Source organism: Streptomyces sp. NPDC048331 (assembly GCF_043201215.1).
GTDB lineage: Bacteria > Actinomycetota > Actinomycetes > Streptomycetales > Streptomycetaceae > Streptomyces.
In genome coordinates this window covers 167,999-189,239 of sequence record NZ_JBICYT010000013.1, presented here as the reverse complement: position 1 = coordinate 189,239, position 21,241 = coordinate 167,999, and the positions used below count along the sequence as shown (strand labels likewise).

Annotated in this window: 20 protein-coding genes and 1 pseudogene; 7 read left to right on the top strand and 14 right to left on the bottom strand. The window is 71.4% G+C overall.

All coding sequences use genetic code 11. The features are described 5' to 3' along the window. The first annotated feature begins 150 nt into the window (after window positions 1-150). Window positions 151-588 carry an ATP-binding protein gene (locus ACGFYY_RS20775; RefSeq protein WP_393711150.1) on the top strand — a complete coding sequence of 146 codons (438 nt, stop codon included), beginning with the start codon at window positions 151-153 and terminating at the stop codon, window positions 586-588. 26 nt (window positions 589-614) lie between these two features. Here ACGFYY_RS20775 and ACGFYY_RS20770 read toward each other — a convergent pair. The 5 genes and pseudogenes from ACGFYY_RS20770 to argS all read right to left on the bottom strand — a co-directional run. After that, window positions 615-950, bottom strand: a pseudogene (locus ACGFYY_RS20770) (DUF3995 domain-containing protein); the annotation flags it as partial. An 81-nt stretch (window positions 951-1,031) separates the two neighbouring features. Next, entirely contained in the window at window positions 1,032-1,829 is a 798-nt protein-coding gene (locus tag ACGFYY_RS20765) for a VOC family protein (RefSeq protein ID WP_393711203.1), read from the bottom strand. Window positions 1,830-1,937: 108 nt separating this feature from the next. Beyond that, window positions 1,938-4,082, bottom strand: a complete 2,145-nt coding sequence (locus tag ACGFYY_RS20760) for a hypothetical protein (RefSeq protein ID WP_393711148.1) — start codon at window positions 4,080-4,082, stop codon at window positions 1,938-1,940. Window positions 4,083-4,283: 201 nt separating this feature from the next. Continuing rightward, window positions 4,284-5,792, bottom strand: a complete 1,509-nt coding sequence (locus ACGFYY_RS20755; RefSeq protein ID WP_393711146.1) for a hypothetical protein — start codon at window positions 5,790-5,792, stop codon at window positions 4,284-4,286. A gap of 154 nt (window positions 5,793-5,946) precedes the next feature. Next, the gene (gene argS, locus ACGFYY_RS20750; protein WP_365267620.1) at window positions 5,947-7,716 is read right to left on the bottom strand and encodes an arginine--tRNA ligase; all 1,770 of its coding nucleotides are present in this window, start codon (window positions 7,714-7,716) and stop codon (window positions 5,947-5,949) included. Between the two features lie 118 nt (window positions 7,717-7,834). Here argS and ACGFYY_RS20745 point away from each other — a divergent pair, with 118 nt between their 5' ends. Both ACGFYY_RS20745 and lysS read left to right on the top strand, forming a co-directional pair. After that, the gene (locus tag ACGFYY_RS20745; protein ID WP_393711144.1) at window positions 7,835-8,383 is read left to right on the top strand and encodes a hypothetical protein; all 549 of its coding nucleotides are present in this window, start codon (window positions 7,835-7,837) and stop codon (window positions 8,381-8,383) included. Between the two features lie 91 nt (window positions 8,384-8,474). Then, entirely contained in the window at window positions 8,475-10,202 is a 1,728-nt protein-coding gene (gene lysS / locus ACGFYY_RS20740) for a lysine--tRNA ligase (RefSeq protein ID WP_393711142.1), read from the top strand. A 94-nt stretch (window positions 10,203-10,296) separates the two neighbouring features. On the opposite strand, the gene ACGFYY_RS20735 is transcribed toward lysS, so the two are convergent. From ACGFYY_RS20735 to ACGFYY_RS20725, 3 genes are all read right to left on the bottom strand, one after another. Continuing rightward, window positions 10,297-11,643 (bottom strand): DUF2637 domain-containing protein, encoded by a 1,347-nt coding sequence (locus ACGFYY_RS20735; protein ID WP_393711140.1) that lies wholly within the window; start codon window positions 11,641-11,643, stop codon window positions 10,297-10,299. A gap of 166 nt (window positions 11,644-11,809) precedes the next feature. Continuing rightward, window positions 11,810-12,574 carry a DUF3558 family protein gene (locus tag ACGFYY_RS20730; protein WP_365267628.1) on the bottom strand — a complete coding sequence of 255 codons (765 nt, stop codon included), beginning with the start codon at window positions 12,572-12,574 and terminating at the stop codon, window positions 11,810-11,812. A gap of 115 nt (window positions 12,575-12,689) precedes the next feature. Beyond that, on the bottom strand, window positions 12,690-13,538 hold the full coding sequence (locus ACGFYY_RS20725; RefSeq protein WP_393711138.1) for a DUF3558 domain-containing protein: 849 nt from the start codon (window positions 13,536-13,538) through the stop codon (window positions 12,690-12,692). A 190-nt stretch (window positions 13,539-13,728) separates the two neighbouring features. Between ACGFYY_RS20725 and ACGFYY_RS20720 the strand changes: the two genes are divergently transcribed. Beyond that, window positions 13,729-14,922: an RtcB family protein gene (locus tag ACGFYY_RS20720; RefSeq protein ID WP_393711136.1), complete on the top strand. Its 1,194-nt coding sequence runs from the start codon at window positions 13,729-13,731 to the stop codon at window positions 14,920-14,922. A gap of 68 nt (window positions 14,923-14,990) precedes the next feature. On the opposite strand, the gene ACGFYY_RS20715 is transcribed toward ACGFYY_RS20720, so the two are convergent. Next, complete coding sequence (locus ACGFYY_RS20715) at window positions 14,991-15,824, bottom strand: hypothetical protein (protein WP_393711134.1); 834 nt, start codon at window positions 15,822-15,824, stop codon at window positions 14,991-14,993. A 111-nt stretch (window positions 15,825-15,935) separates the two neighbouring features. Between ACGFYY_RS20715 and ACGFYY_RS20710 the strand changes: the two genes are divergently transcribed. Next, the gene (locus ACGFYY_RS20710) at window positions 15,936-16,448 is read left to right on the top strand and encodes a polysaccharide deacetylase family protein (protein WP_393711132.1); all 513 of its coding nucleotides are present in this window, start codon (window positions 15,936-15,938) and stop codon (window positions 16,446-16,448) included. Here ACGFYY_RS20710 and ACGFYY_RS20705 read toward each other — a convergent pair. Then, window positions 16,378-17,142, bottom strand: a complete 765-nt coding sequence (locus ACGFYY_RS20705) for an SDR family NAD(P)-dependent oxidoreductase (RefSeq protein ID WP_393711130.1) — start codon at window positions 17,140-17,142, stop codon at window positions 16,378-16,380. The genes ACGFYY_RS20710 and ACGFYY_RS20705 overlap by 71 nt on opposite strands. Before the next feature lie 54 nt (window positions 17,143-17,196). Further along, on the bottom strand, window positions 17,197-17,541 hold the full coding sequence (locus ACGFYY_RS20700; RefSeq protein ID WP_365267637.1) for a YnfA family protein: 345 nt from the start codon (window positions 17,539-17,541) through the stop codon (window positions 17,197-17,199). Window positions 17,542-17,679: 138 nt separating this feature from the next. Here ACGFYY_RS20700 and ACGFYY_RS20695 point away from each other — a divergent pair, with 138 nt between their 5' ends. After that, window positions 17,680-18,129, top strand: coding sequence for a hypothetical protein (locus ACGFYY_RS20695; protein ID WP_393711128.1), 450 nt, complete (start codon window positions 17,680-17,682; stop codon window positions 18,127-18,129). A gap of 56 nt (window positions 18,130-18,185) precedes the next feature. Here the strand turns inward: ACGFYY_RS20695 and ACGFYY_RS20690 are convergent, their stop codons facing one another. Both ACGFYY_RS20690 and ACGFYY_RS20685 read right to left on the bottom strand, forming a co-directional pair. Next, window positions 18,186-18,914, bottom strand: a complete 729-nt coding sequence (locus ACGFYY_RS20690) for a Mut7-C RNAse domain-containing protein (protein WP_393711126.1) — start codon at window positions 18,912-18,914, stop codon at window positions 18,186-18,188. A 41-nt stretch (window positions 18,915-18,955) separates the two neighbouring features. After that, window positions 18,956-19,372, bottom strand: coding sequence for a helix-turn-helix domain-containing protein (locus tag ACGFYY_RS20685; RefSeq protein WP_365267642.1), 417 nt, complete (start codon window positions 19,370-19,372; stop codon window positions 18,956-18,958). Between the two features lie 152 nt (window positions 19,373-19,524). Here ACGFYY_RS20685 and ACGFYY_RS20680 point away from each other — a divergent pair, with 152 nt between their 5' ends. After that, window positions 19,525-20,421 carry an NADP-dependent oxidoreductase gene (locus tag ACGFYY_RS20680; protein ID WP_393711201.1) on the top strand — a complete coding sequence of 299 codons (897 nt, stop codon included), beginning with the start codon at window positions 19,525-19,527 and terminating at the stop codon, window positions 20,419-20,421. An 81-nt stretch (window positions 20,422-20,502) separates the two neighbouring features. Here ACGFYY_RS20680 and ACGFYY_RS20675 read toward each other — a convergent pair whose 3' ends face one another. Then, the gene (locus tag ACGFYY_RS20675; RefSeq protein ID WP_393711123.1) at window positions 20,503-21,069 is read right to left on the bottom strand and encodes a GNAT family N-acetyltransferase; all 567 of its coding nucleotides are present in this window, start codon (window positions 21,067-21,069) and stop codon (window positions 20,503-20,505) included. Between the last annotated feature and the right edge of the window lie 172 nt (window positions 21,070-21,241).

The following is a 21,241-nucleotide window of genomic DNA, read 5'->3' as shown; positions in this document are numbered from 1 at the left end:
TCGTCGCGTTCGGCCGTACTCGTTTCCTCGGTGGCATGACAGCGAACTCCCCACCCACGCAAGCGGAATACCCCGTGCGGACCCGTACTCATCAAGGAGTACGGGTCGGCGCTCAGCCACACGCTAGTCACGGAACGCGACGATCGTCCGGTGAATCCAACTATCCAGGCGGCGCTCGTCCGCGAACGTTCCTACCTGCGCTCACCCCGAACCGTCGCAGCTGCGCGGCAGTTCACACGTGACACCTTGCGGGCGTGGGGAGCGGCCGACCGCCTCGACGACGTGTTGCTCTGCGTGAGCGAGCTCGCCACCAACGCCCTGCGGTACGGCGTCCCGCCGGGCCGCGGCTATCTGCTGCGGATGTACGGCTGCGAGGACGCGACCGTCCGCGTCGAGGTGCACGACAGCGGGCCCGGGTTCTCCCGGATCACCGAGCGGCCCCACGGTCAGGGGCTCACGCTCGTCGCCGCGCTCTCCGACGACTGGGGGGCGCTGGCCCGGACGCCCGGGAAGGTCGTCTGGTGCGAGTTCCGCCGCGCGGCCACCTGGGCCGCCGCCCAGGCCGCCGCGAGGCAGACCGGGGTGTAGAGCGCCAGGTTGAGCACGTAGAAGGCACTGTCCGGCGGGCTGTCGAGGAGCCCGGCCGCCCAACCCAGGCCCGCGAGGCCCCGTACGGCCAGGCCGGCCGCTACCGCACCGGTGACGGCCCGGGTCGCCCGGCCGCCGCGGCCTCGGGTGTGGGCGAGTACGGCGGTGGCGCCCGTCAGCAGGACGGCCGCCAGGGGAAGCACCGCGCCCGGCCCGAAGGAGGTGTCCAGGCCGAGGACGGCCAGGGACAGGCTCCGTTCGTCGGGCGCGGGCCAGGTCGCGCCGGTGGCCCAGTACAGGTGGATCAGTCCGTCGGCCGCCAGCAGTGCGGCCACAGCCGTCCCCGCGCGCTTGTTCCTCATGTGAGCCCCCTCCGAGATGGACGAACCGTCACCGAGAAGGAGGAGGCCCACAGGAGGAACATTCCTGTGGGCCGGGTCACATCAGGCGGGCTGCTCCGTGACCGTCGACGTGATGACCGCGAAGGGGCCGCCCTGCGGGTCGGTCAGGACGGCCATGCGGCCCGCCACCATGTCGAAGGCGGGGGCGAGGACGGTGGCCCCGGCCCGCACGGCGGCGGCCTGGATCTCGTCCACGTTGTCGACCTGGAAGTACGGCAGCCAGTTCGGCGGAGTGCCGGGCGGCGTCTTGTCCAGGTTCATCATTCCGCCCACCACGCGACCGGAGGCCTTGAACTCCGTGTACCCCTCGGCGCCGGGCATGTGGGAGGCGGCCGTGGTGATCGGCAGGATGGCGGAGTAGAACGCGGCGGCCGCGGGGACGTCGCTGGTGCTGAGCTCGTTCCAGATGAGGGCGCCGTGCTCGTTGACGATGCCGGCGCCGTCGAAGGAGCCCGGCTGCCAGAGGCCGAACACGGCGCCGGTCGGGTCGGCGACGACGGCCATCCGACCGAGGTCCATGACGTCCATCGGGCCCATCATGACCGTGCCGTGGGCGTCGGTGACGGCCTTGAGGGTGGGGTCGATGGCGTCGGTGGACAGGTACGTGGTCCACACGGTCGGCGGCATCGGGTCGGGGACGGTGCCGTCCGGGTTGCTCGCCTTCATGATGCCGGCGACGGGCCGGCCCTTGAGGGTGCAGACGGAGTAGCCGCCCTGTTCGGCCGGGCCGACCTCGCCCTGCCAGCCGAACAGGTCGCAGTAGAAGTCGAGGGCGGCCTGCTGGTCGGGGACCATCAGGTCGATCCAGCAGGGAGTGCCGGGCTTGTAGGGGCCGTTCATGTCGGGCACGGAGGCCTCCGATGGTGCGTGGGGGGAAGGACGGGCCGACCCCTACCCGGCCCGTACGGCCCGAACCGGGCCGTACGGGTGAAACCGGTTGGGGTGGCGTCAGTTGGTGCGGCGGCGGCGACCCGTGCCGGCGACCAGGGCGGCGCCGAGGGCGAGGGTTACCCCCGCGCCGTTCAGGGCCCAACTGGTGGCCGGGTCGGCACCGGTGGCGGCCAGTGCGCTCCCGCTGGGGGTGGCGGTGGTGCCGGTGTTGCTCCCGCTGTTGATCGGGGTGGTGCTGGTGCCGCCGTTCGGCACCGGCCCGTTGCCGCCCGGTGTGCCGGGCGGGGTGTTGCCGCCGGGCGTCTGGCCACCGGGGGTGCCGCTGCCGGGAGTTTCGCCGCTGGGGGTTTCCCCGCCGGGGGTGCCCCCGCCCGGGGCTTCGCCGCCTGGAGTTTCCCCGCCTGGGGTGCCTCCGCCCGGGGTCCCGCCGCCGGGCGTCTCTCCACCGGGGGTGTCCCCGCCCGGGGCTTCGCCGCCGGGGGTTCCCCCACCAGGCGTCTCGCCGCCGGGGGTCCCGCCGCCTGGAGTTTCCCCGCCTGGGGTGCCTCCGCCCGGGGTCCCGCCACCTGGGGTCTCGCCGCCGGGGGTCCCGCCGCCTGGAGTTTCCCCGCCCGGGGTCCCGCCGCCGGGGGTTCCCCCACCAGGCGTCTCGCCGCCGGGGGTCCCGCCGCCTGGAGTTTCCCCGCCTGGGGTGCCTCCGCCCGGGGTCCCGCCGCCGGGCGTCTCTCCACCGGGGGTGTCCCCGCCCGGGGTCCCGCCGCCGGGGGTTCCCCCACCAGGCGTCTCGCCGCCCGGGGCCGGGGCCGGTTCCAGGAGGGTGGTCAGGCGGCGGGGTGAGCGGGAGCCCGCCCACGGTGGGGGTGTCTCCGCGTCGATCTGGGACGTGCCCCAGGCGAAGAAGGAGACCGAGCCGGTCGGGGCGTCGGCGGCGAAGCGGACGCGGACCGGGACGTCGAAGGCCGCGCCCGCGCCGATCGGGCCGCGTACGAGGCCGCCCGCGAAGAAGTAGCCGTCCTCGTCCGAGGTGATCTCTACGGACTGCCAGGCCGCAGCCTGTCCGTCCGCGCCGGGCCGCAGGACCTCGACCGTGATCTGCGAGACCTGCATGGAGACGAAGTCGGGCCGGGCCAGCACGAGGCCCAGGTCGAACGCGGCCAGTTCGCCCTTCCCGGCGTTGTCCACGCGGACGGAGAGTTCCGTCCAGTCGCCGCCCGCCCGTACCGATTCCGGGACCCCGCTCACCGTCAGCGCGGGCCCGTCGACGTGCACGGGCTCCTCGTCGCCGCCGGGCGCGCCCGTGATCCTGGTCGCGTACGAGGACGTGGGGGAGCTGCCCATGGAGGTCCCGACCCGACCCGTGCCGTCCGCCGTCAGGTCGAACGGCACGACGGGGGTGTCCGCGGCGAAGCTGATCCGTACGTCGATGGTCCGGATCTGGCCGGCGGGGACCGCGGCGGCGCTGCCGAGGGCGTAGCCCAGCGTGGGGGCCGCGCTCGCGCCCGGTGCGGCGGCCGTCCACGGCCCGCCCGAGGTGCGGTACTCGACGCTGACGTGGGCCGGCCCGAACTGTCCGGCGGCCTGCGAGACGCCCAGCACCGGGGTGTATTCGTCGACGGCGACGTGGCCCGAGTTGTCGACGGTCACGGTGAGCGGGGTCCAGCTGCCGTCGGCCTTGAAGCCGGCCGCCGGGATGCCCTGGACCGTGACCTCGGGTCCCATCAGGATCCGGTCGGACCCGGTGTCCTCACCGGCTTCGAGGGCCTCGGGCGCAGCGGCCTCCGCAGGCGCCTGCGCCGGTGTCTGGGCCGGTGCCTGTTCCTGTGCCTCGGGCGCGGCAGGCGCGGCCGGCGCCGCCACGGCCTGTACGGCCGGCTGTACGGAGGGCTGCTGCGCGCCGGTGTCCCCGGCCTTCGGCCCCGCCTTCTCCTCGGCCTGCCCCCCGGCCTTCTGCTCCGGCTTCGCCGCGTCCTTCCCCGCGGCCTGCCCCGCGGGTTTCTCCTCGGCCTTCTCCGGCGTCTGACCCCGGCTCTTCTTCGCCTTCGCCGGGGCCTGCGCCTCGCCTGTCGGCCCGGCGGTGTCCGTGGGTGCCACGTCCGGCGCGGTCACCGCCGGTTGCTCCTCGGCCATCGCGGGTGCGGCCATCAGGAGTGTTTGGCCGGCCACCGCGGCTGCTGCCACGACGGCCATGCGCTTGAACTGCATGCTCTTTACCTCCCCGGGCTCCGGACATGTCCGGAGCCACCCCAAACCCCTTGGGAGGCGCCAAGGTTAGTGAGGCCGGGGGAGCTTGCAGAGGGCTACAGGATTGCGAAATATGTACGGTCCCTCCGCCACCCGTGTCCACGGGGCCGCGTGGCCCCGTACGGCCCGGGTCGGGCCGTACGGGTGAACGCGCGTCGTGCCTCAGGCGGTGGTGCGGCGGCGGCGACCGGTGCCCGCGACCAGGGCGGCGCCCATGGCCAGGGCCACGCCGGCGCCACCGAGGGCCCAGGTGGTGGCCGGGTCGCTGCCGGTGGCGGCGAGCTCGCCGCCGGTGCTGCCGGTGGTGCCCGTGTTACCGGTGCCCGTGTTGCCGGACGTGTCGGTGATCGGCTTGGCGCCACCGTTCGGGTTCGGCTGGTTGCCGTTCCCGCCCGTGTTCGTGGAGGCGGCGACGATGGTCGTCAGGCGGGCTCTGGAACGCGAGTCCGCCCACGGCGTCGGGGTGTCCGGGCTGACCTGGGACGTGCCCCAGGAGAAGATGCCGACGGCGCCGAGCGGCGCGTCGGCGGCGAAGCGGATCCGGAACTGGACGTCGAAGCTCTGGCCGGCCGCGACCGGGCCGCCCGCGAGATCGATGCCGAAGAAGACGCTCTCCTCCTCGGACCAGACCTCGGCCTCGTGCCAGCCGGCCTTGCCGTTCTTGTCCTTGCTCAGGACCTCGACCTTGATCTGGGAGGGCTTCATCTTGACCCAGTCGGGACGGGCCACGACCAGCCCGACGTTGAAGCCCTTCAGGGCTTCCTTCCCGGCGTTGTCCACGCGGACGGAGAGGTTCGTCCAGTCACCGCCGGCCTTGATGGTCTCCGGCACGCCGTTCACCGTCAGCGCCGGGCCCTCGACGAACGGGTTCTCGCGGTCGTCGACCGCACCGGCGATCTTGGCGTTGTACCAGGCGGAGGGCGAGTGATTGACGTGGTTCCCGACGCGGCTGTAGCCGGCCGAGACCAGATCGAAGGGCATCACCGTGGTGCCCGCGGCGAACGCGATCCGCACGTCGACCGTGTAGGAGGTGGCCTTGGCGAGGTTCGGCTCGGTCCCGAAGCCGTACTGGAGGCTGCTGCCGAACGCCTCGCCCTGGGTCAGCTTGGCGGACTGCCAGGTTCCGCCGGCGGTCTTCCACTCGACCTTGACCTGGGAGGGCTTGAACGTGCCGCCGTACCCGTCGACGGTGAGGGTGGGCGTGTAGTTCGGAACGGCGACGTGGCCGCCGTTGTCGACCGTCACCTGCAGCGGGGTCCAGCTGCCGTCGGCCTTGAAACCGTTCTTCGGGATGCCCGCCACCGAGACGTCGGGACCCATGAGGATCCCGTCCGACTCCGCGTCCTGCGCGTCCTCGTCGCTCTTGGCGTCCTTCGCCGCCTTGTCGGCGACGGGCGCCGGCTGCGGCGCGGGCGCCTGGACGTCCGGGACGGCGGGCGCGGGAACGGCGGGCGCGGGAACGGCGGGCGCGGGGACCGGGGCCGGGGCCGGGGTCTGGACGTCCGGCACGGCCGGGGTCGGCGTACCCGCGTCGGCGGCGTCGTCCTTCGGCGCCACGTCCGGGACGATGACGGCCGGCTGGTCGGCGGCCATCGCGGGCGTCGCGGTCAGGATGGTCGGACCGGCGACGGCCACCGCGGCCACGGCGGCCAGACGCTTCATGCTCTTCATATGTTTCCCCCACTGAGTTTTGAACATGCTCAGATTAATGGGGGTGAAGGGGCTGCGGAGGTCTCGGAGGTCACGAAATGCGTACGACCCCAGCAGCAGCTGCCGGGGCCGTACACATGTGGCGCGGGTTGAGCGGGTTTGCGCGAGACCGAGGTCAGAGCTTCTCGGGCGTGCGGATACCGAGGAGCGACATGCCCTTCGTCAGCGTGCGGGCCGTCAGGTCGCACAGGAAGAGGCGGTTCTCGCCCACCACCAGCTCCGGCTCCGGCTTCACCACCGGGCACTGGTCGTAGAACGTCGTGTACAGCGACGCCAGCTGGTACAGGTACGCCGCCAGCTTGTGCGGGGCGTGCTCCGCGGCCGCCTCGCCGATCAGCTCGCCGAACTGGTCCAGGTGCAGACCCAGCGCCCGCTCGGCCGGAGCCAGCTCCAGCTCCGGGTGCGCGACCGGCTTGCGGTCGCCCGCGTTGCGCAGGATCGACTTGATCCGGGCGTACGCGTACTGCAGGTACACCGAGGTGTCGCCGTTCAGCGCGACCATCTGGTCCAGGTCGAACTTGTAGTCACGCGCCGCCGAAGTCGACAGGTCGGCGTACTTCACCGCGCCGATACCCACGTACTGGCCGTTCTCGACGATCTCCGCCTCGGTCAGGCCCACCTTCGCGGCCTTCTCCCGCACCACCGCCGTCGCGCGGTCCACCGCCTCGTCCAGCAGGTCCACCAGCCGGACCGTCTCACCCTCACGGGTCTTGAACGGCTTGCCGTCCTTGCCGAGCACCGTGCCGAACGCCAGCTGAACGGCCTTGACCTCGTCGTTCAGCCAGCCCGCCCGACGCGCCGTCTCGAAGACCATCTTGAAGTGCAGGGACTGCCGCGCGTCGACCACATAGATCAACTCGGTCGCGCCCAGGTTCCCCACCCGGTCACGGATCGCCGACAGGTCGGTCGCCGCGTAACCGAAGCCACCGTCCGACTTCTGCACGATCAACGGGGTCGGATTGCCGTCCGGACCCTTCACGTCGTCGAAGAAGACACACAGCGCACCGTTGGAACGGACGGCGACGCCCGACTCCTCCAGCAGCTTGCAGGTCTCCACCAGCATGTCGTTGTAGCCGGACTCGCCGACCACGTCGGGGTCCTGGATGTCCATGTCCAGCTTGTCGAAGACCGAGTAGAAGTAGATCTTCGACTCGTCCACGAACCGCTGCCACATCGCCAGCGTCTCCGCGTCGCCCGCCTGGAGGTCCACCACCCGCGCCCGCGCCCGCGTCTTGAACTCCTCGTCCGAGTCGAAGAGCGCGCGCGAGGCCTTGTAGAGCCGGTTCAGGTTGGACATGGCCTCCTCGCCGGAGACCTCCTCCTCCGACTTGTGGTCCAGCTCGTGCGGGTGCTCCAGCAGGAACTGGATGAGCATGCCGAACTGGGTGCCCCAGTCGCCGATGTGGTGGCGACGGACCACCTTCTCGCCCGTGAACTCCAGGATCTCCACCATCGCCGCGCCGATCACCGCGGACCGCAGATGACCGACGTGCATCTCCTTGGCCACGTTCGGCTGCGCGTAGTCGATCACCGTGGTGCCCGGGTTCGCCGCGAGCGGCACACCGAGGCGGTCGTCGCCGGCCCGCGCGGCCAGCGTCTCGACGATCGCCCGGTCGGTGATGGTGATGTTGAGGAAGCCGGGGCCCGAGACCTCGATCTCCTGGATCAGGTCACCCGTCGGGATGCCCTCGACCACGGTCGCCGCCAGCTCACGCGGGTTGGCCTTCGCCTTCTTCGCGAGCGCCAGGATGCCGTTGGCCTGGAAGTCGGCCCGGTCGCTTCGTCGCAGCAGCGGGTCCGCGCCACCGGCCTCCGGCAGGGCGGAGGCAAGGGCGTCCGCGACGCGCTGATTGACGGAAGAAGCGAGGGAAGGGACCGAGGCCATGAGCTGCCGTTCCTGTGAGGTTGTGCCGGTAGGTGCACTTGGTTGTTCCGACAAGAGCCGAGTATCCCACGGAGGGACCGGCCGGATTCCAGGATTTCCCCGCCGCTACGGTGACGCCATGGACCGGATCACCCTGCCCGGAGCAGCGGCTCTCCCCGACGTCGGACCGCTGGAACTCCGCGCGGCCGGCTCCGGCCGGCTGCTGTTCGTCTCGCTGCTGCTGGGGCTCCCCGTCGCCGCGAACCTCTTCACGGCACCCGACGCGCCCACCGGCATCCGCTTCCTGCTCGCCGCCGTCACCTGCGCCGTCATGGCCGTCGCCCTCCCTTTCCTGCTGATCGTGCAGGCACGGCAGCGGGCACTGGGGGTGCTCGTGCGGCTGGACCCGCACGGGGTCGCCGTCGGCGACGGACCCACCGTCCCGTGGCGGGACCTGAGCGAGGCCCGCACCACCAAAGGCGCCGTGGCGCTGATACCCCGGCCCGGGGTCGAGCTGCCCGTGGTGCCCAGCGCGGCACCCTTCAGCCGGCCCGAACGCCGCGCCGCGACGTACAACCGCCGGCACGGCAGCCCGCTCGTCCTGATGCCCCAAGCCCTCGACGCCACGCAGCCGCAGATCCTCGCCGCCGTGCGACGCCTCGGTCGAATCCCGCTCGGCACCGAATGACAGACCGGCACGGGCCGGCAGGCAACCCCGAAGCGGCCCCTTCCGTCTGGGAGAATGGCTGAAGCCAGCATTCGAGATAGAAGGACGTGTCGTGGCTCAGAGCAGCACCGAGACCGACTGGGTCTCCCGTTTCGCGGACGAGGTCATCGCCGAGGCGGAGCGCCGAGCACCCGGCAAACCTGTCGTCGTCGCGTCCGGACTCTCCCCCTCCGGCCCCATCCACCTGGGCAACCTCCGCGAGGTCATGACCCCGCACCTGGTCGCGGACGAGATCCGCCGCCGGGGCATCGAGGTCCGCCACCTCATCTCCTGGGACGACTACGACCGGTACCGCAAGGTGCCCGCCGGCGTGCCCGGCATCGACGAGTCCTGGGCCCAGCACATCGGCAAGCCGCTGACCTCCGTGCCCGCGCCGGCCGGATCCGCGTACCCGAACTGGGCCGAGCACTTCAAGGCCGCCTTCGTCGAGGCCATGGCCGAGATGGGTGTCGACTACGACCCGATCAGCCAGACCGAGCAGTACACGACGGGCGTCTACCGCGAGCAGGTCCTGTTCGCGATGAAGCACCGCGGCGACATCGACGCCGTCCTCGACCAGTACCGCACCAAGCAGAAGCCGGGCGGCAAGAAGCCCCAGCAGAAGCAGGTCGACGAAGCCGAACTGGAAGCCGCGGAAGGCTCCGGCGCGGCCGCCGAGGACGACGGCAGCACCGGCGAAGGCGGGTACTTCCCGTACAAGCCGTACTGCGGGCAGTGCGGCAAGGACTTCACCAAGGTCACCTCGTACGACGACGAGACCACCGAGATGACCTACGTCTGCACCGAGGACGAGTTCACCGAGACGGTCAAGCTCAGCGAGTTCAACCGCGGCAAGCTCGTCTGGAAGGTCGACTGGCCCATGCGCTGGGCCTACGAAGGCGTGATCTTCGAGCCCTCCGGCGTCGACCACTCCTCGCCCGGCTCGTCCTTCCAGGTCGGCGGCCAGATCGTGCACATCTTCGGCGGCGAGCAGCCCATCGGACCGATGTACGCGTTCGTCGGCATCAGCGGCATGGCCAAGATGTCCTCCAGCAAGGGCGGGGTCCCCACCCCGGCCGACGCGCTGAAGATCATGGAACCCCAGCTGCTGCGCTGGCTCTACGCCCGCCGCCGCCCCAACCAGTCCTTCAAGATCGCCTTCGACCAGGAGATCCAGCGGCTCTACGACGAGTGGGACAAGCTGGAGGCCAAGGTCGCCGACGGCACCGTCCTGCCCGCCGACGCCGCCGCCCACACCCGCGCCGTGCGCACCGCCGCCGCCGAGCTCCCGCGCACCCCGCGCCCGCTCCCGTACCGGACCCTCGCCTCCGTCGCCGACATCACCGCCGGCCACGACGAGCAGACCCTGCGCATCCTGACCGACCTCGACCCGACCCAGCCCCTCACCTCCCTCGACGAGGTACGGCCGCGTCTCGACCGCGCCGAGAACTGGATCACCACCCAGGTCCCGGCCGACCAGCGGACCCTCGTACGCGAGGACGCCGACACCGAACTGCTCTCGTCCCTGGACGACGAGGGCCGCGAATCGCTGCGGCTGCTCCTCGACGGACTCGACTCGCACTGGTCCCTGGACGGGCTCACCACCCTCGTCTACGGCGTCCCCAAGGTCATGGCCGGCCTCGAACCCGACGCCAAGCCCACCCCGGAACTCAAGGTCGCGCAGCGCACCTTCTTCGCGCTGCTCTACCGACTCCTCGTGACCCGCGAGACCGGGCCGCGCCTGCCCACCCTGCTGCTCGCCGTGGGCGCCGACCGCGTGCGCAAGCTGCTCACCTTCTGACCCCGCTGGGATCCGAAGCACATGTGAAGGGCCCGCACCCCCCCGGGGGGTGCGGGCCCTTCACATGTGCTTCGGATCCCAGCGGCCGTGTCCGTCAGGCGATGTGCTCGGCCTCGCGGTCCTTGTTGTACCGCAGCTTGAACGCCGGGATCATCCGGCGCAGCAACGAACCGCTGCGCGGGTGCGTCACGCCGTAACCGTCCGACAGGTGTATGTCGAGCGCCTCCGCCGACGGATAGTCCTGCTTCTCGTCGGACAACGAACAGAACACCTTGTACGCGACCTCCGCGAACTCGGCCTCGTCCGGCGTCTCGGGACCCTCCTCCGAGGCCTCCTCCTGACGCTGAGCCGGGATCGGCACCTCCTGCTGCGCGGGCCGCTCCTCATCCGGGCCCATCGGAGGCAGGACCGGAGTCGGCTCCAGCCCCTCCACGTACTGCGGGTTGTAACCGCCCTCGTACGCCGCCTGCGGCGCCAGCGGAGCGGCGAACCACGCGCTGTTGTGGGCCGCCGGCATGGCCGTCGGGTCCACCGCGAAAGCCGGCGGAACGTGCTGGACCGCACCCGGAACACCGGCCGCGTTCGGCTGCTGGCCCTGCTGGCCCTGCTGCGGCGGCTGCCCCTGCGGCATCTGCTGCCCCTGCGCGGCGGCCTGCTGCGCGAGCTGCGCCTGCTGCCCAGGACCGAGCACGCCGGCCGCCGGCGCCGGAGCCTGCCGGAGCTGCTGCTGACCCTGCGGGTCCACCGGCGGCAGCACCGCCGGCTCGATGCCCGTCGCCGCCAACGCCTCCGCCGTCGTCTCCGCGAGCGGCACGCCGATCTTGGCCAGCTTCAGCGGCATCAACGCCTCCACCGGAGCCTTCCGCCGCCACGAACGCCCGTACCGCGCCTGCAGCCGCGCCTGGTAGATCAGCCGATCCTGCTCCATACCGACCGCCTGCTCGTAGGAGCGCAGCTCCCACAGCTTCATCCGGCGCCACAGCTTGAAGGTCGGTATCGGCGACAACAGCCACCGCGTGATCCGCACGCCCTCCATGTGCCGGTCCGCGGTGATGTCCGCGATCCGACCCACGGCATGCCGGGCGGCCTCCACCGTCACCACGAACAGCATCGGGATCACCGCGTGCATCCCGACACCCAGCGGATCCGGCCAGGAAGCCGCACCGTTGAACGCGATCGTGGCCGCCGTCAACAGCCACGCCGTCTGACGCAGCAAGGGGAAGGGGATCCGGAGCCACGTCAGCAACAGGTCCAGCGCGAGCAACACACAGATGCCCGCGTCGATACCTATCGGGAACACCAGCGAGAAGCTGCCGAACCCCTTCTGCAGGGCGAGGGCACGCACCGCGGAGTACGAGCCCGCGAAACCGATCCCCGCGATGACCACGGCTCCCGCGACCACCACGCCGATGAGTATCCGGTGCGTACGAGTCAGTTGCATCGCGGCCACCCGCGATCCCCTCCCCTTGTCGAGCACATACCGAGCGCAGACTGCCGCAGCTGCGTACCGGGCACTGCACTTACCGCGCCTTTACCGAGCTGCAGCAGGCACAGCGTACGGGTGACCCGATGTCAACGCCCAAGGCGGCCCCGCCCCGCGACCGTTCCTACTGGGGCTGCGGCGACTGCGACTGCTCCGCCGGCGCCTTGTTCGCCGCACCCACCGAGGTCACAGCCTCCTTCGCGGCCGCGATCGCGTCCTGCAGCAGCTTCGCGTGGTCCGGCGCCGCCGCACCCTCCAGCCCCGCACCGTTGTAGTCGAGCGTGACCACCACGTTCTGGGTACGTGCCACGACCGTCGTGTTGTAGTGGTCGTTGCCGTCCTTCTTCACCGCGTAGATGACCGACGTCCCCTGGTCACCGACCTCGCCGACGGCCGCCGCCTGCGGGTCCTTCGCGCCCTCGGCGGTCTTCGCCGCCTCGACCTCCTTGTTGTACTGCTCCTCCGCACGCTTGCTGGCGTCGCCCAGCGTCGCCTGGGAGTCGTAGCGGAAGAAGGACAGCGACAGCCAGCGGTACTGCGACCCCTTCAGACCGTCCTCGTCCAGACCGTTCCAGGAGCAGCTGGCACGCGTGGCCAGATCGTTCGACTTGGGCGCCGTCCCGGCCTTGTCCTTCGCCTCCGGGACGAGCGTGTCTATCGTCGGCGTCCCGAGCGCCTTGCACGGGTCCGGGAGCGCGGCGAACGCCGGCTTCTCCAGGGTCTTGGAGGTCTTCGGGTTCGGCTTGGCCGACGAGGACGAACCGGACTTCTTCTCGCCGTTCGAGCCCGACTCCTTGCCCGAGTCGGACGAACACCCGGCGACGGTGAGGATCACCGGGACGGCTGCGCAGGCGAGAACGCGGGTGAGGCGCGAGGCTGATCGGTGCATGGTTCCTTCAGTACGTTGGTCGGTTGTTCTTCGGACGCGGGACCCGGGCAACGGTAGCCCGATCGAGTACCCGCCTGCTGTGCGCGCCGTCACGCGAGACCACGGCGCCCACCGCTCACTCGCTCAGACGCTCGGCCATGGCCTGCGCCAACTGCCTTGCCCTGTCCTGGGTTTCGGTGCTCGGCGGCACCGTTCCGGGCAGCGCGGGCTGCACGCTGTACTCGATGGTGACGATGACGTTCGAGGTACGGAACACAATGCGCACGGTGCGGGACTGCGCGGCACTGGCCCCGGCGGGGCTGAGTTTGTCCTCCAGGAAGGCGTCGCTGCCGAGGTCCTCCAGGACCCGGGACCCGAGCTCGACAGGCGCCGACGGACTCGCGGCCGGGGACGCCGGCGCCCCAGGGACCGCGGGCACGCTCGGGCTCGGCGCGGCCGGGGTCGGCGCGGCCGGGGTGGGATCCGCCGGGGAGGGACTCCCGGTCGGGCCGGGGAACGGCAGCTTCGCGTCGGTCAGCCGGCGTACGTAGACCTGCTTGGCCTTGTCGTCGTCGCTGCTCGTGGTCCGGTCGTACGAGACCACGCGCTCGAAGCCGACCGACAGCAGCCGCGTCTCCTCGGGACTCTGCCCGGTCCAGCGGCACCCGACGTGCCGGTCGCCGTCGTACGAGACGTCCGCGACACCGGCGTACATCTGGTCGCGCTGCTCGGGAGTGAGACTGTCCCCGGCCGGGAGCATGCCCTTGAGCTTCTTGCTGTCGATGCCGGCCTTGCAGGGCGAGGGCAGGCTGCGGTACTTCCCCGGTTGGGCGGGCGGGGCGGAGCTGCCACCGGCCTTCGAGTCGCTGGTGCTTCCGCCGCCGCTCCCGCTGGTGCACCCGGTCAGACCGGCCGCCCCGGCCGCGAGCGCGGTGAGCATCGCGATGCCTGGCAGGACTCGCCGCCGAACCGCCTTGCGCTGCACGTCCACTGGCTCCCTTCGACCGGCGGGCCCCCGACGGTCAGGAAAATACGTTGCCGCGACTTGGGTGCGGCTGGACACAATGTCTATCGCACACGCTGGTGCCGGCGCCGGTCTCCTGTCGCATTTGGGATCAAGAGCGAGGCTTTTGCGCATTCTGACTTTTCTGTGGTTTTCGGGGGATTGATTCCTTGTGTCGTATGTAGAGGTGCCTGGGGCGAAGGTCCCGATCCGGATGTGGACCGACCCGGCGTCGGTCGAGGACGGCGCGATGCAGCAGCTGCACAACGTCGCCACCCTCCCCTGGATCAAGGGCCTGGCCGTCATGCCGGACGTCCACTACGGCAAGGGCGCCACCGTCGGCTCGGTGATCGCCATGAAGGACGCGGTCTGCCCGGCGGCGGTGGGCGTGGACATCGGCTGCGGCATGTCGGCGGTGAAGACGTCCCTGACGGCGAACGACCTGCCGGGGGACCTGTCGGGTCTGCGCTCGAAGATCGAGCGGGCGATCCCGGTGGGGGCGGGGATGCATCGCGAGCCGGTGGACCCGTCGCGGCTGTACGGGTTCTCGGTGGAGGGGTACGACGACCTCTGGAGCCGGTTCGACCACCTGGCGGACGAGGTGAAGTTCCGGCGGGACCGCGCCATGCGGCAAACCGGAACGCTTGGCTCCGGCAATCATTTTGTTGAAGTTTCAACTGACATGTCCGGGGCGGTTTGGCTCATGCTGCACTCCGGATCGCGGAACATCGGTAACGAGCTGGCGGACTTCCACATCAACGTGGCCCGCGGCCTTGCGCACAACCAGGGCCTGGTCGACCGTGATCTGGCGGTGTTCCTGGCGGCGACTCCGGAGATGGAGGCGTACCGCAACGACCTCTTCTGGGCCCAGGAGTACGCCAAGTACAACCGCGCCGCGATGATGAGCCTGTTCAAGGAAGTCATCCGCAAGGAGTTCCGGAAGGCGAAGGTGTCCTTCGACCGCGAGATCAGCTGCCACCACAACTACGTGGCGGAGGAGCGGTACGACGGCATGGACCTGCTGGTCACCCGCAAGGGCGCGATCCGTGCCGGCAGCGGTGACTACGGGATCATCCCGGGCTCCATGGGCACCGGCTCGTACATCGTGAAGGGCCTCGGCAACGAGAAGTCCTTCAACTCGGCCTCGCACGGTGCGGGCCGGAAGATGAGCAGGACGGCTGCGAAGAGGAAGTTCTCCGTACGCGACCTGGCAGAGCAGACCAAGGGCGTGGAGTGCCGCAAGGACTCGGGCGTGGTGGACGAGATCCCGGGCGCGTACAAGTCCATCGAGCAGGTCATCGACCAGCAGACGGACCTGGTGCAGGTCGTGGCCAAGCTCAAGGCGCTGGTCTGCGTCAAGGGCTGAGAACGTGTGGCGAAACACCGGAAAGCCCGGAACCCCGTGGGGTTCCGGGCTTTCCGGTGTTGGGCGGGTCAGTCCCTGGGCCAGGGGCCGCAGCCCGTGCGGAGGCGTGTGAGGCGCTGCCTGCAGCCGGATTCGGTGCGGCTCGGTTCGACCGCCGCAGTGGCGGCGTCACCGATTTCGAGCAGCTTGAGGTCCTCTGCGACAGTCCAGCGGCGGCGTGGGGTCATCCTCGGCATGTCCGCGGGGCGGATCCACGTGCTCAGGGATGCTGCGGAGGTCTTCTTGCGCTCCAGCGCGAGGCAGCCCTCGTAGTAGAGATGTGAGGCCAGCGCAACGGCTGCTTCGTTGGTGTAGAGGATGTTGTAGACGCCATCGCGCGCATTGCGCTTGATGGTGCGCTCCGCTCCGGTGACCTCCTTGGCGTAGTGGCAGAGGTAGGCGCCGACCGCGGTGCTGGCGGTCGTCAGGGAGAGGAAGGGGAAACCCTTCCCCGTGTACCCGACTGAACCGTCGGCGTCGATCACGCCCCGGACGTAGTCGCGTCGGGAGAAGTCGACGCGCGGCGGTGCGATGATCTTGGATTTGCGCCCGTACGGAATGCCGAGTTCGTTGACGATGGTGCGTGCTTCCTGGCTGTAGAGCGACCACTTGGCGGTGTGGGACTCCGCGGCGAAGTTCGTGGCCCGGCTGCGCTCGGTGATGGAGCTGTTGTACGGCGTGAGGCGCTGGAACGCGTGAAGCAGATCGATGTCACGGGCGTTGAGCTCGACGGCGAGGCATCCGCGCTGCCGGCTCTGCTGGGACAGGTGCCCGTCGGCCTGGAGGAAGCCGAACATGTAGGCATACCGCGGGTCCGTGAGGTCCATGAAGCGCACGACGGCGCTAGGGTCCTGTTCAGCCATGAGGAAGTCCTTCTTCCTTGTGGGTGAGGTCCTCGGGCGGGACTGCCATCCCGGTCGGGGGCCGCTTGCTGTGGCTGAACGTAGGTGTGGGTTCGGGGTGTTGCGGACCGAATGAACGCCGTTCACTCGAACGTATGGCGGAATGTCACATGGTCCGTGTCGAGTTCGGCGCTCGTCGCCGTCGAGGAGGAGGTCCACGCTCGACGCGGTCGGCAAGACGCGGGGGTGTGCCGGGCCGGGGAGCGGCTCCGGGCGGCGTTCGGGCGGGAGCCGAAGTCGTTGCGGCCGCCGTACGGGGCGGTGGACGACGAGGTGCGGCTCGCCGCCAAGGCGTGCGGGGTGACGGCGCTGATCACCTGGACACGCGATTTCACCACCTGGGGCGAGACCCCGCCCACGCCGCGGCTCCGGGCCGGGGGCATCGTGCTGCTGCACGTCACGCCGATGCCGGCGGCGGATCTTCAGCGGGCCCTGGACGCGGCGAGGGCCGCCGGGTTGCAGTCGGCGGCCCTCATGCCGCGCCTGAGGGCGGCGGGGATGTTCCAGGGGTGTCTCAGAGGTCGCGGTGGACCTTGGTGTTCGAGGCCTGGGCGCGGGGGCGGACCACCAGGAGGTCGATGTTGACGTGGCTGGGGCGGGTCACGGCCCAGGTGATGGTGTCGGCCACGTCGTCGGCGGAGAGGGGCTCCGCGACGCCCGCGTAGACCTTCTCGGCCTTCTCGGCGTCGCCGCGGAAGCGGGTCTTCGCGAATTCCTCGGTCTTGACCATGCCGGGGGCGATCTCGATGACGCGGACCGGCTGGCCGACGATCTCCAGGCGCAGGGTCTCGGCGAGGACGCGGGCGCCGTTCTTGGCGGCGACGTAGCCGGCGCCGCCCTCGTAGGTGGAGTGGCCGGCGGTGGAGGAGAGGACGACGACGGTGCCGTCGCCGGAGGCGGTGAGGGCCGGGAGCAGGGCCTGGGTGACGTGGAGCGTGCCGATGACGTTGACCTCGTACATGGTGCGCCAGTCGGCGGGGTCGCCGGTGGCGACGGGTTCGGCTCCGATGGCGCCGCCGGCGTTGTTGACGAGTACGTCGCAGCGGTCGAGGGAGGCGGCGAAGGCGTCGACGGCGGTGCGGTCGGTGACGTCGAGGGCGTAGGCGGTGGCCTGGTGGCCGGCCTCGGTGAGCTCGGCGGCGAGGGCCTCGATGCGGTCCTTGCGGCGGGCGGTGAGGACGACGTGGTAGCCGGCTGCGGCGAGCTGCCGGGCGGTGGCCGCGCCGATGCCGCTGCTCGCGCCGGTGACTACGGCGGTTCGGGTGGCGGCCGTGCTCATGTGCGGGCTCCTCGGTCGTTCGTACGGGCGATTACCCGCCAGCATAGGCGTGGCTCAGCGGCCGCGCGGGGCGTACATGATCACGGCCATGCCGGCGAGGCAGACCAGGGCTCCGGCGATGTCCCAGCGGTCGGGGCGGTAGCCGTCGGCGAGGACGCCCCAGACGAGGGATCCGGCGACGAAGACCCCGCCGTAGGCGGCGAGGACGCGGGCGAAGTCGCCTTGGGGTTGGAGGGTGGCGACGAATCCGTAGAGGCCGAGGGCGATGACTCCGGCGCCGATCCAGGCCCAGCCCTTGTGGGCGCGGACGCCTTGCCAGACGAGCCAGGCGCCGCCGATCTCCAGGAGTGCGGCGAGGAGGAAGAGGGCGGCGGAGCGGGCCAGGAGGGTGATCGGCATGGCTCAAAGGTACGCAGGGCAGATGGGGGCGGGCGCGCCCTCGTTCGTGTGATGGTCCGACCGGTGGGGGTGGTCGGTGGCTAGCCTCCGCGCGAGGAGGTGGTGTCGGTGCACCGTGGTGCCGTACGAGGTGTGGTGGTGGCGGGTTTGCTGGCGCTCGGCGCGGGTGTTCCCGGGTCGGCCCAGGCGTCGGTGGCGGACGGGCCGGAGGCCGATGTGGCGTACCACGGCCGGGTGGCCCTGTCGGGGGCGCGGCTGCGGATCTGGTTGGTGCCGGAGAACGACGGGCCGGCGGCGCTGCCGAACGCGACGCTGCGGGTGCGGCTGTCGGCCGATCTCGCGGACCGGCAGCGGCTGGCGGAGGGGTGTGCGCGGGCGGGTTCGCGTGAGGTGGTGTGCGAGACGGGTCCGCTGCCGCTGCACGGGTGGGGCCGGCACGTCGCGCTGCTGCTGGAACTGCGGGAGCCGGCCCCGGAGGTGGCGGTGCGGGTGGACACGTGGTGGAACGGTGGTGCGACCGACCGCAACCATGCCAACAACGAGCACGTGGTGCTGGCGTTGGACACGGGCGACACGTACGCGTTCTAGGGCACCCCGGTCGCCCCGGTCGCCCCGGTCGCCCCGGTCGTCCCCCAGAGGGCCCGTCAGGCGGTGCCGAACTCCACGAGGGCCTCGTCGACGATGCGTTCCAGGCGGGCGTGGTGGGCGCCGCGCCAGTAGACGCGTTCGCATGCGGTGCATTGCGCGAAGACGTCGTAGGAGCGGTGCGTGCCGTCCTCCAGGCGGTCGCCGACGCTCTCCTTGTCGGCCTCGTGGAGCGGGCCGTTGCAGGCGGTGCAGCGGGTCCAGGGCGCGAGGGTGGGGGCGAACCGGCCCAGTACGTCGCGCAGCTGTTCGTCGGGGTTGTCGCTGTAGACGTAGGCGCCGGCGAACAGTTCGCGGCGGCGCAGCAGGCCGCGGTCGCGGGAGAGCAGGACGCGCCGCTCGGCGGCGGAGCGGGTGGCGAGGGCGGGGTCGCCGATGTCCTCGTTCTCGTAGGCGGCGTCGACGCCGAGCAGGCGCAGGCGGCGGGCGAGGGTGCCGAGGTGGACGTCGAGGAGGAAGCGGAGGGGGGCGCCGGGGACCTGTTGGGGTCGTTCGACGCCGAACACCTCGACGTTCTGGCCGTCCTGGGGGACGTAGGAGACGGGTACCTCGTGGCCGTCGACGAGGAGGCGGCCGACCTCGGTGAGCGGGACGCCGGCCGATTCGACGACGTGGCCGAGGCTGGAGGCGCCGTCGGTGGTGGTCGGTACGCGTTCGGTGCGCCGGGCGGGCGGGGCGAAGAGGCGTAGTTCGGGGGCGAGGGTGAGCTGAATGCCGGGTCCGTTCACTCGCTCAGCATGCCATCGCGGGGGTGGTGGGTGCGGCCGAATTATGCCGTCGTGGTGGCTCGGTCGTAGGTGTCGCGGTGGGCGCTGACCTCGTCGAAGTGGTTTTCGGCCCAGAGTTTCACGGAGGACAGGAGGCAGCCGAGGCTGCTGCCGAGGTCGGTGAGCCGGTAGTCGACGCGGACGGGGACGGTGGGGGTGACGGTGCGGGTGACGAGGCCGTCGCGTTCGAGGGAGCGCAGGGTCTGGGTGAGCATCTTCTGGCTGACGCCGGGGATCTTGCGGCCGAGGTCGCTGTAGCGCAGGGTGCGGTTCTCGGCCTGGCCGAGGGCGCTCACGATGAGGCCGACCCACTTGTCGCTGATGCGGGCCAGGAGCTGGCCGGTGGGGCATTCCTTGAGGAAGGCGTCGTAGGCGTGACGGGCTTCCTCGCGGCGGGCCGCGGCGGTGCTGGTGGCCATGGGTGCCCCACTTCCGGGTCGGGTACGCACCTTCGAGTGCGTACTTACGAAAAGAGAGTACCTCTCCCTAGGTTAGTGCTCATCGAGAACGCACGAACGAGCGTGCGCATCGCAATCGGTGAACGGGAGAGACGAAGATGAGCGAGCAGACGATGTCGGCGGCCGTGGCGAGCGAGTTCGGCGGTCCGGAGAAGGTCGCGCTGGCCGAGGTCCCGGTGCCTCGCCCCGCGGCCGGTCAGCTTCGCGTCAAGGTCACCGCCGCCGGGCTCAACCCGGTGGACGGCGCGGTCCGCGCCGGGATCTTCGGTGGCGCCGGACAGCGGCTCGGTCTCGGCTGGGACGTGTCCGGGGAGATCGACGAGATCGGCGCGGGCGTGACCGGCCGGCGCGTCGGCGAGCGCGTCGTGGGCCTGCAGTACGGAACGGTGAAGCCGCTGGGCACCCACGCGCAGTACGCGGTGCTCGACGCCTCCGCGGTCGCGTCCGCCCCGACCACCGTGGACGCGGTGGCCGCGGCCGGGCTTCCGCTGGCCGGCCTCACCGCCGCCCGCGCCGTGGACCTGCTGGAGCTCGCCCCCGGCTCCTCGGTGCTGATCACCGGAGCCGCGGGCGTCGTCGGCGGGCTGGCCGTCCAGCTCGCCGTGCGGGCCGGGCTGGTGGTGACGGCGCTGGCGGGCGCCGAGGACGAGGAGTTCGTACGGTCCCTGGGCGCGACCGGGTTCGTCCCGCGCGGCACGGCTCCGGCCGGGCCCGTGGACGGGGTCCTGGACGCGGCGGTGCTGGGCGAGGCCGCGCTGGCCCCCGTACGCGACGGCGGGGTCTACGTGGGCCTGATCCCCCACCACGCCCCGGCCGCGGAGCGCGGTGTGCGGGTCGTGGAGCAGGAGGTCGCGGCGGACGGGGCGCACCTGGCCCGGCTGGTGGCCCTGGTCGACGAGGGCGCGCTGACGCTCCGGGTCGCCGACACGTTCCCGCTCGCGGAGGTCGCCCGGGCCCACGCCCACCTGGAGACGCCCGGGGTCCGGGGCCGCGTCGTCCTGACGGCGTGAGCCCGCCCGGCGGCGGTTCGGGTACGCCCGGCGGCGGCGCGGACCCGCCCGGCAAGGGCGCGGGCCCCCCGCCGCCCCGCCCTACGGTCGCTCCACCCGGTAGCGCCAGTGGCAGCTCGGGTGGGGCACCCCGGGCGGGTACTCGAAGTCGACGTCGCCGAGGTACTCGAACCCGGCCCGCCGGCACACCGCGTTGGACGCCGGGTGGTCGGTGCCGGGGAAGGCGTGGACGCTGTCGCGGGAGCCGTGGGCGCGGACGTACGCCAGGAGCTCCGTGAGCGCCGCCACGGCCAACCCGTGGCCCTGGAACTCGGGCAGGATGCCCCAGCCGGACTCGTAGACCGGCTCGCCCCGCCACTCCCGCTCCCAGAAGCCGACGGATCCGACGCTCTCGGCGCGTCCGCCGCCGTCGGGGTCCCGTCCGGGTTCCTGTCCGGGTTCCTGTCCGGTGGGCGTCCACACCACGCGGAACATCCGACCGGCGGCCGGCTCCCGCGCACTCAGCGCCTCGTAGCGCCGCTGTCGGTCGACGAGCTTCGCGGCCGGCTCGGGGCCGCCCAGGAACCGGGTCATGGTCGGCTCGTTCTTCCGTTCCAGCAGCCAGAAGTCCCCGGCGGACCAAGGCTCGAGCCGTACGCACGTCTCCATCGGGCCAGCCTAAGGGCTGTCCCGTAATCCCCGGTGGATCGGCGCACGGCGTCGGATGCGGTGCATCGCAAGGCGGCGGGGCGTCCTCAAACTGGGCGTATCAGGGCGTTCCGGCAACGCGGCGAGGTGCCGTAGCTGCCGTCGTGCGCCCGCCGGGGATTGCGGGACAGCC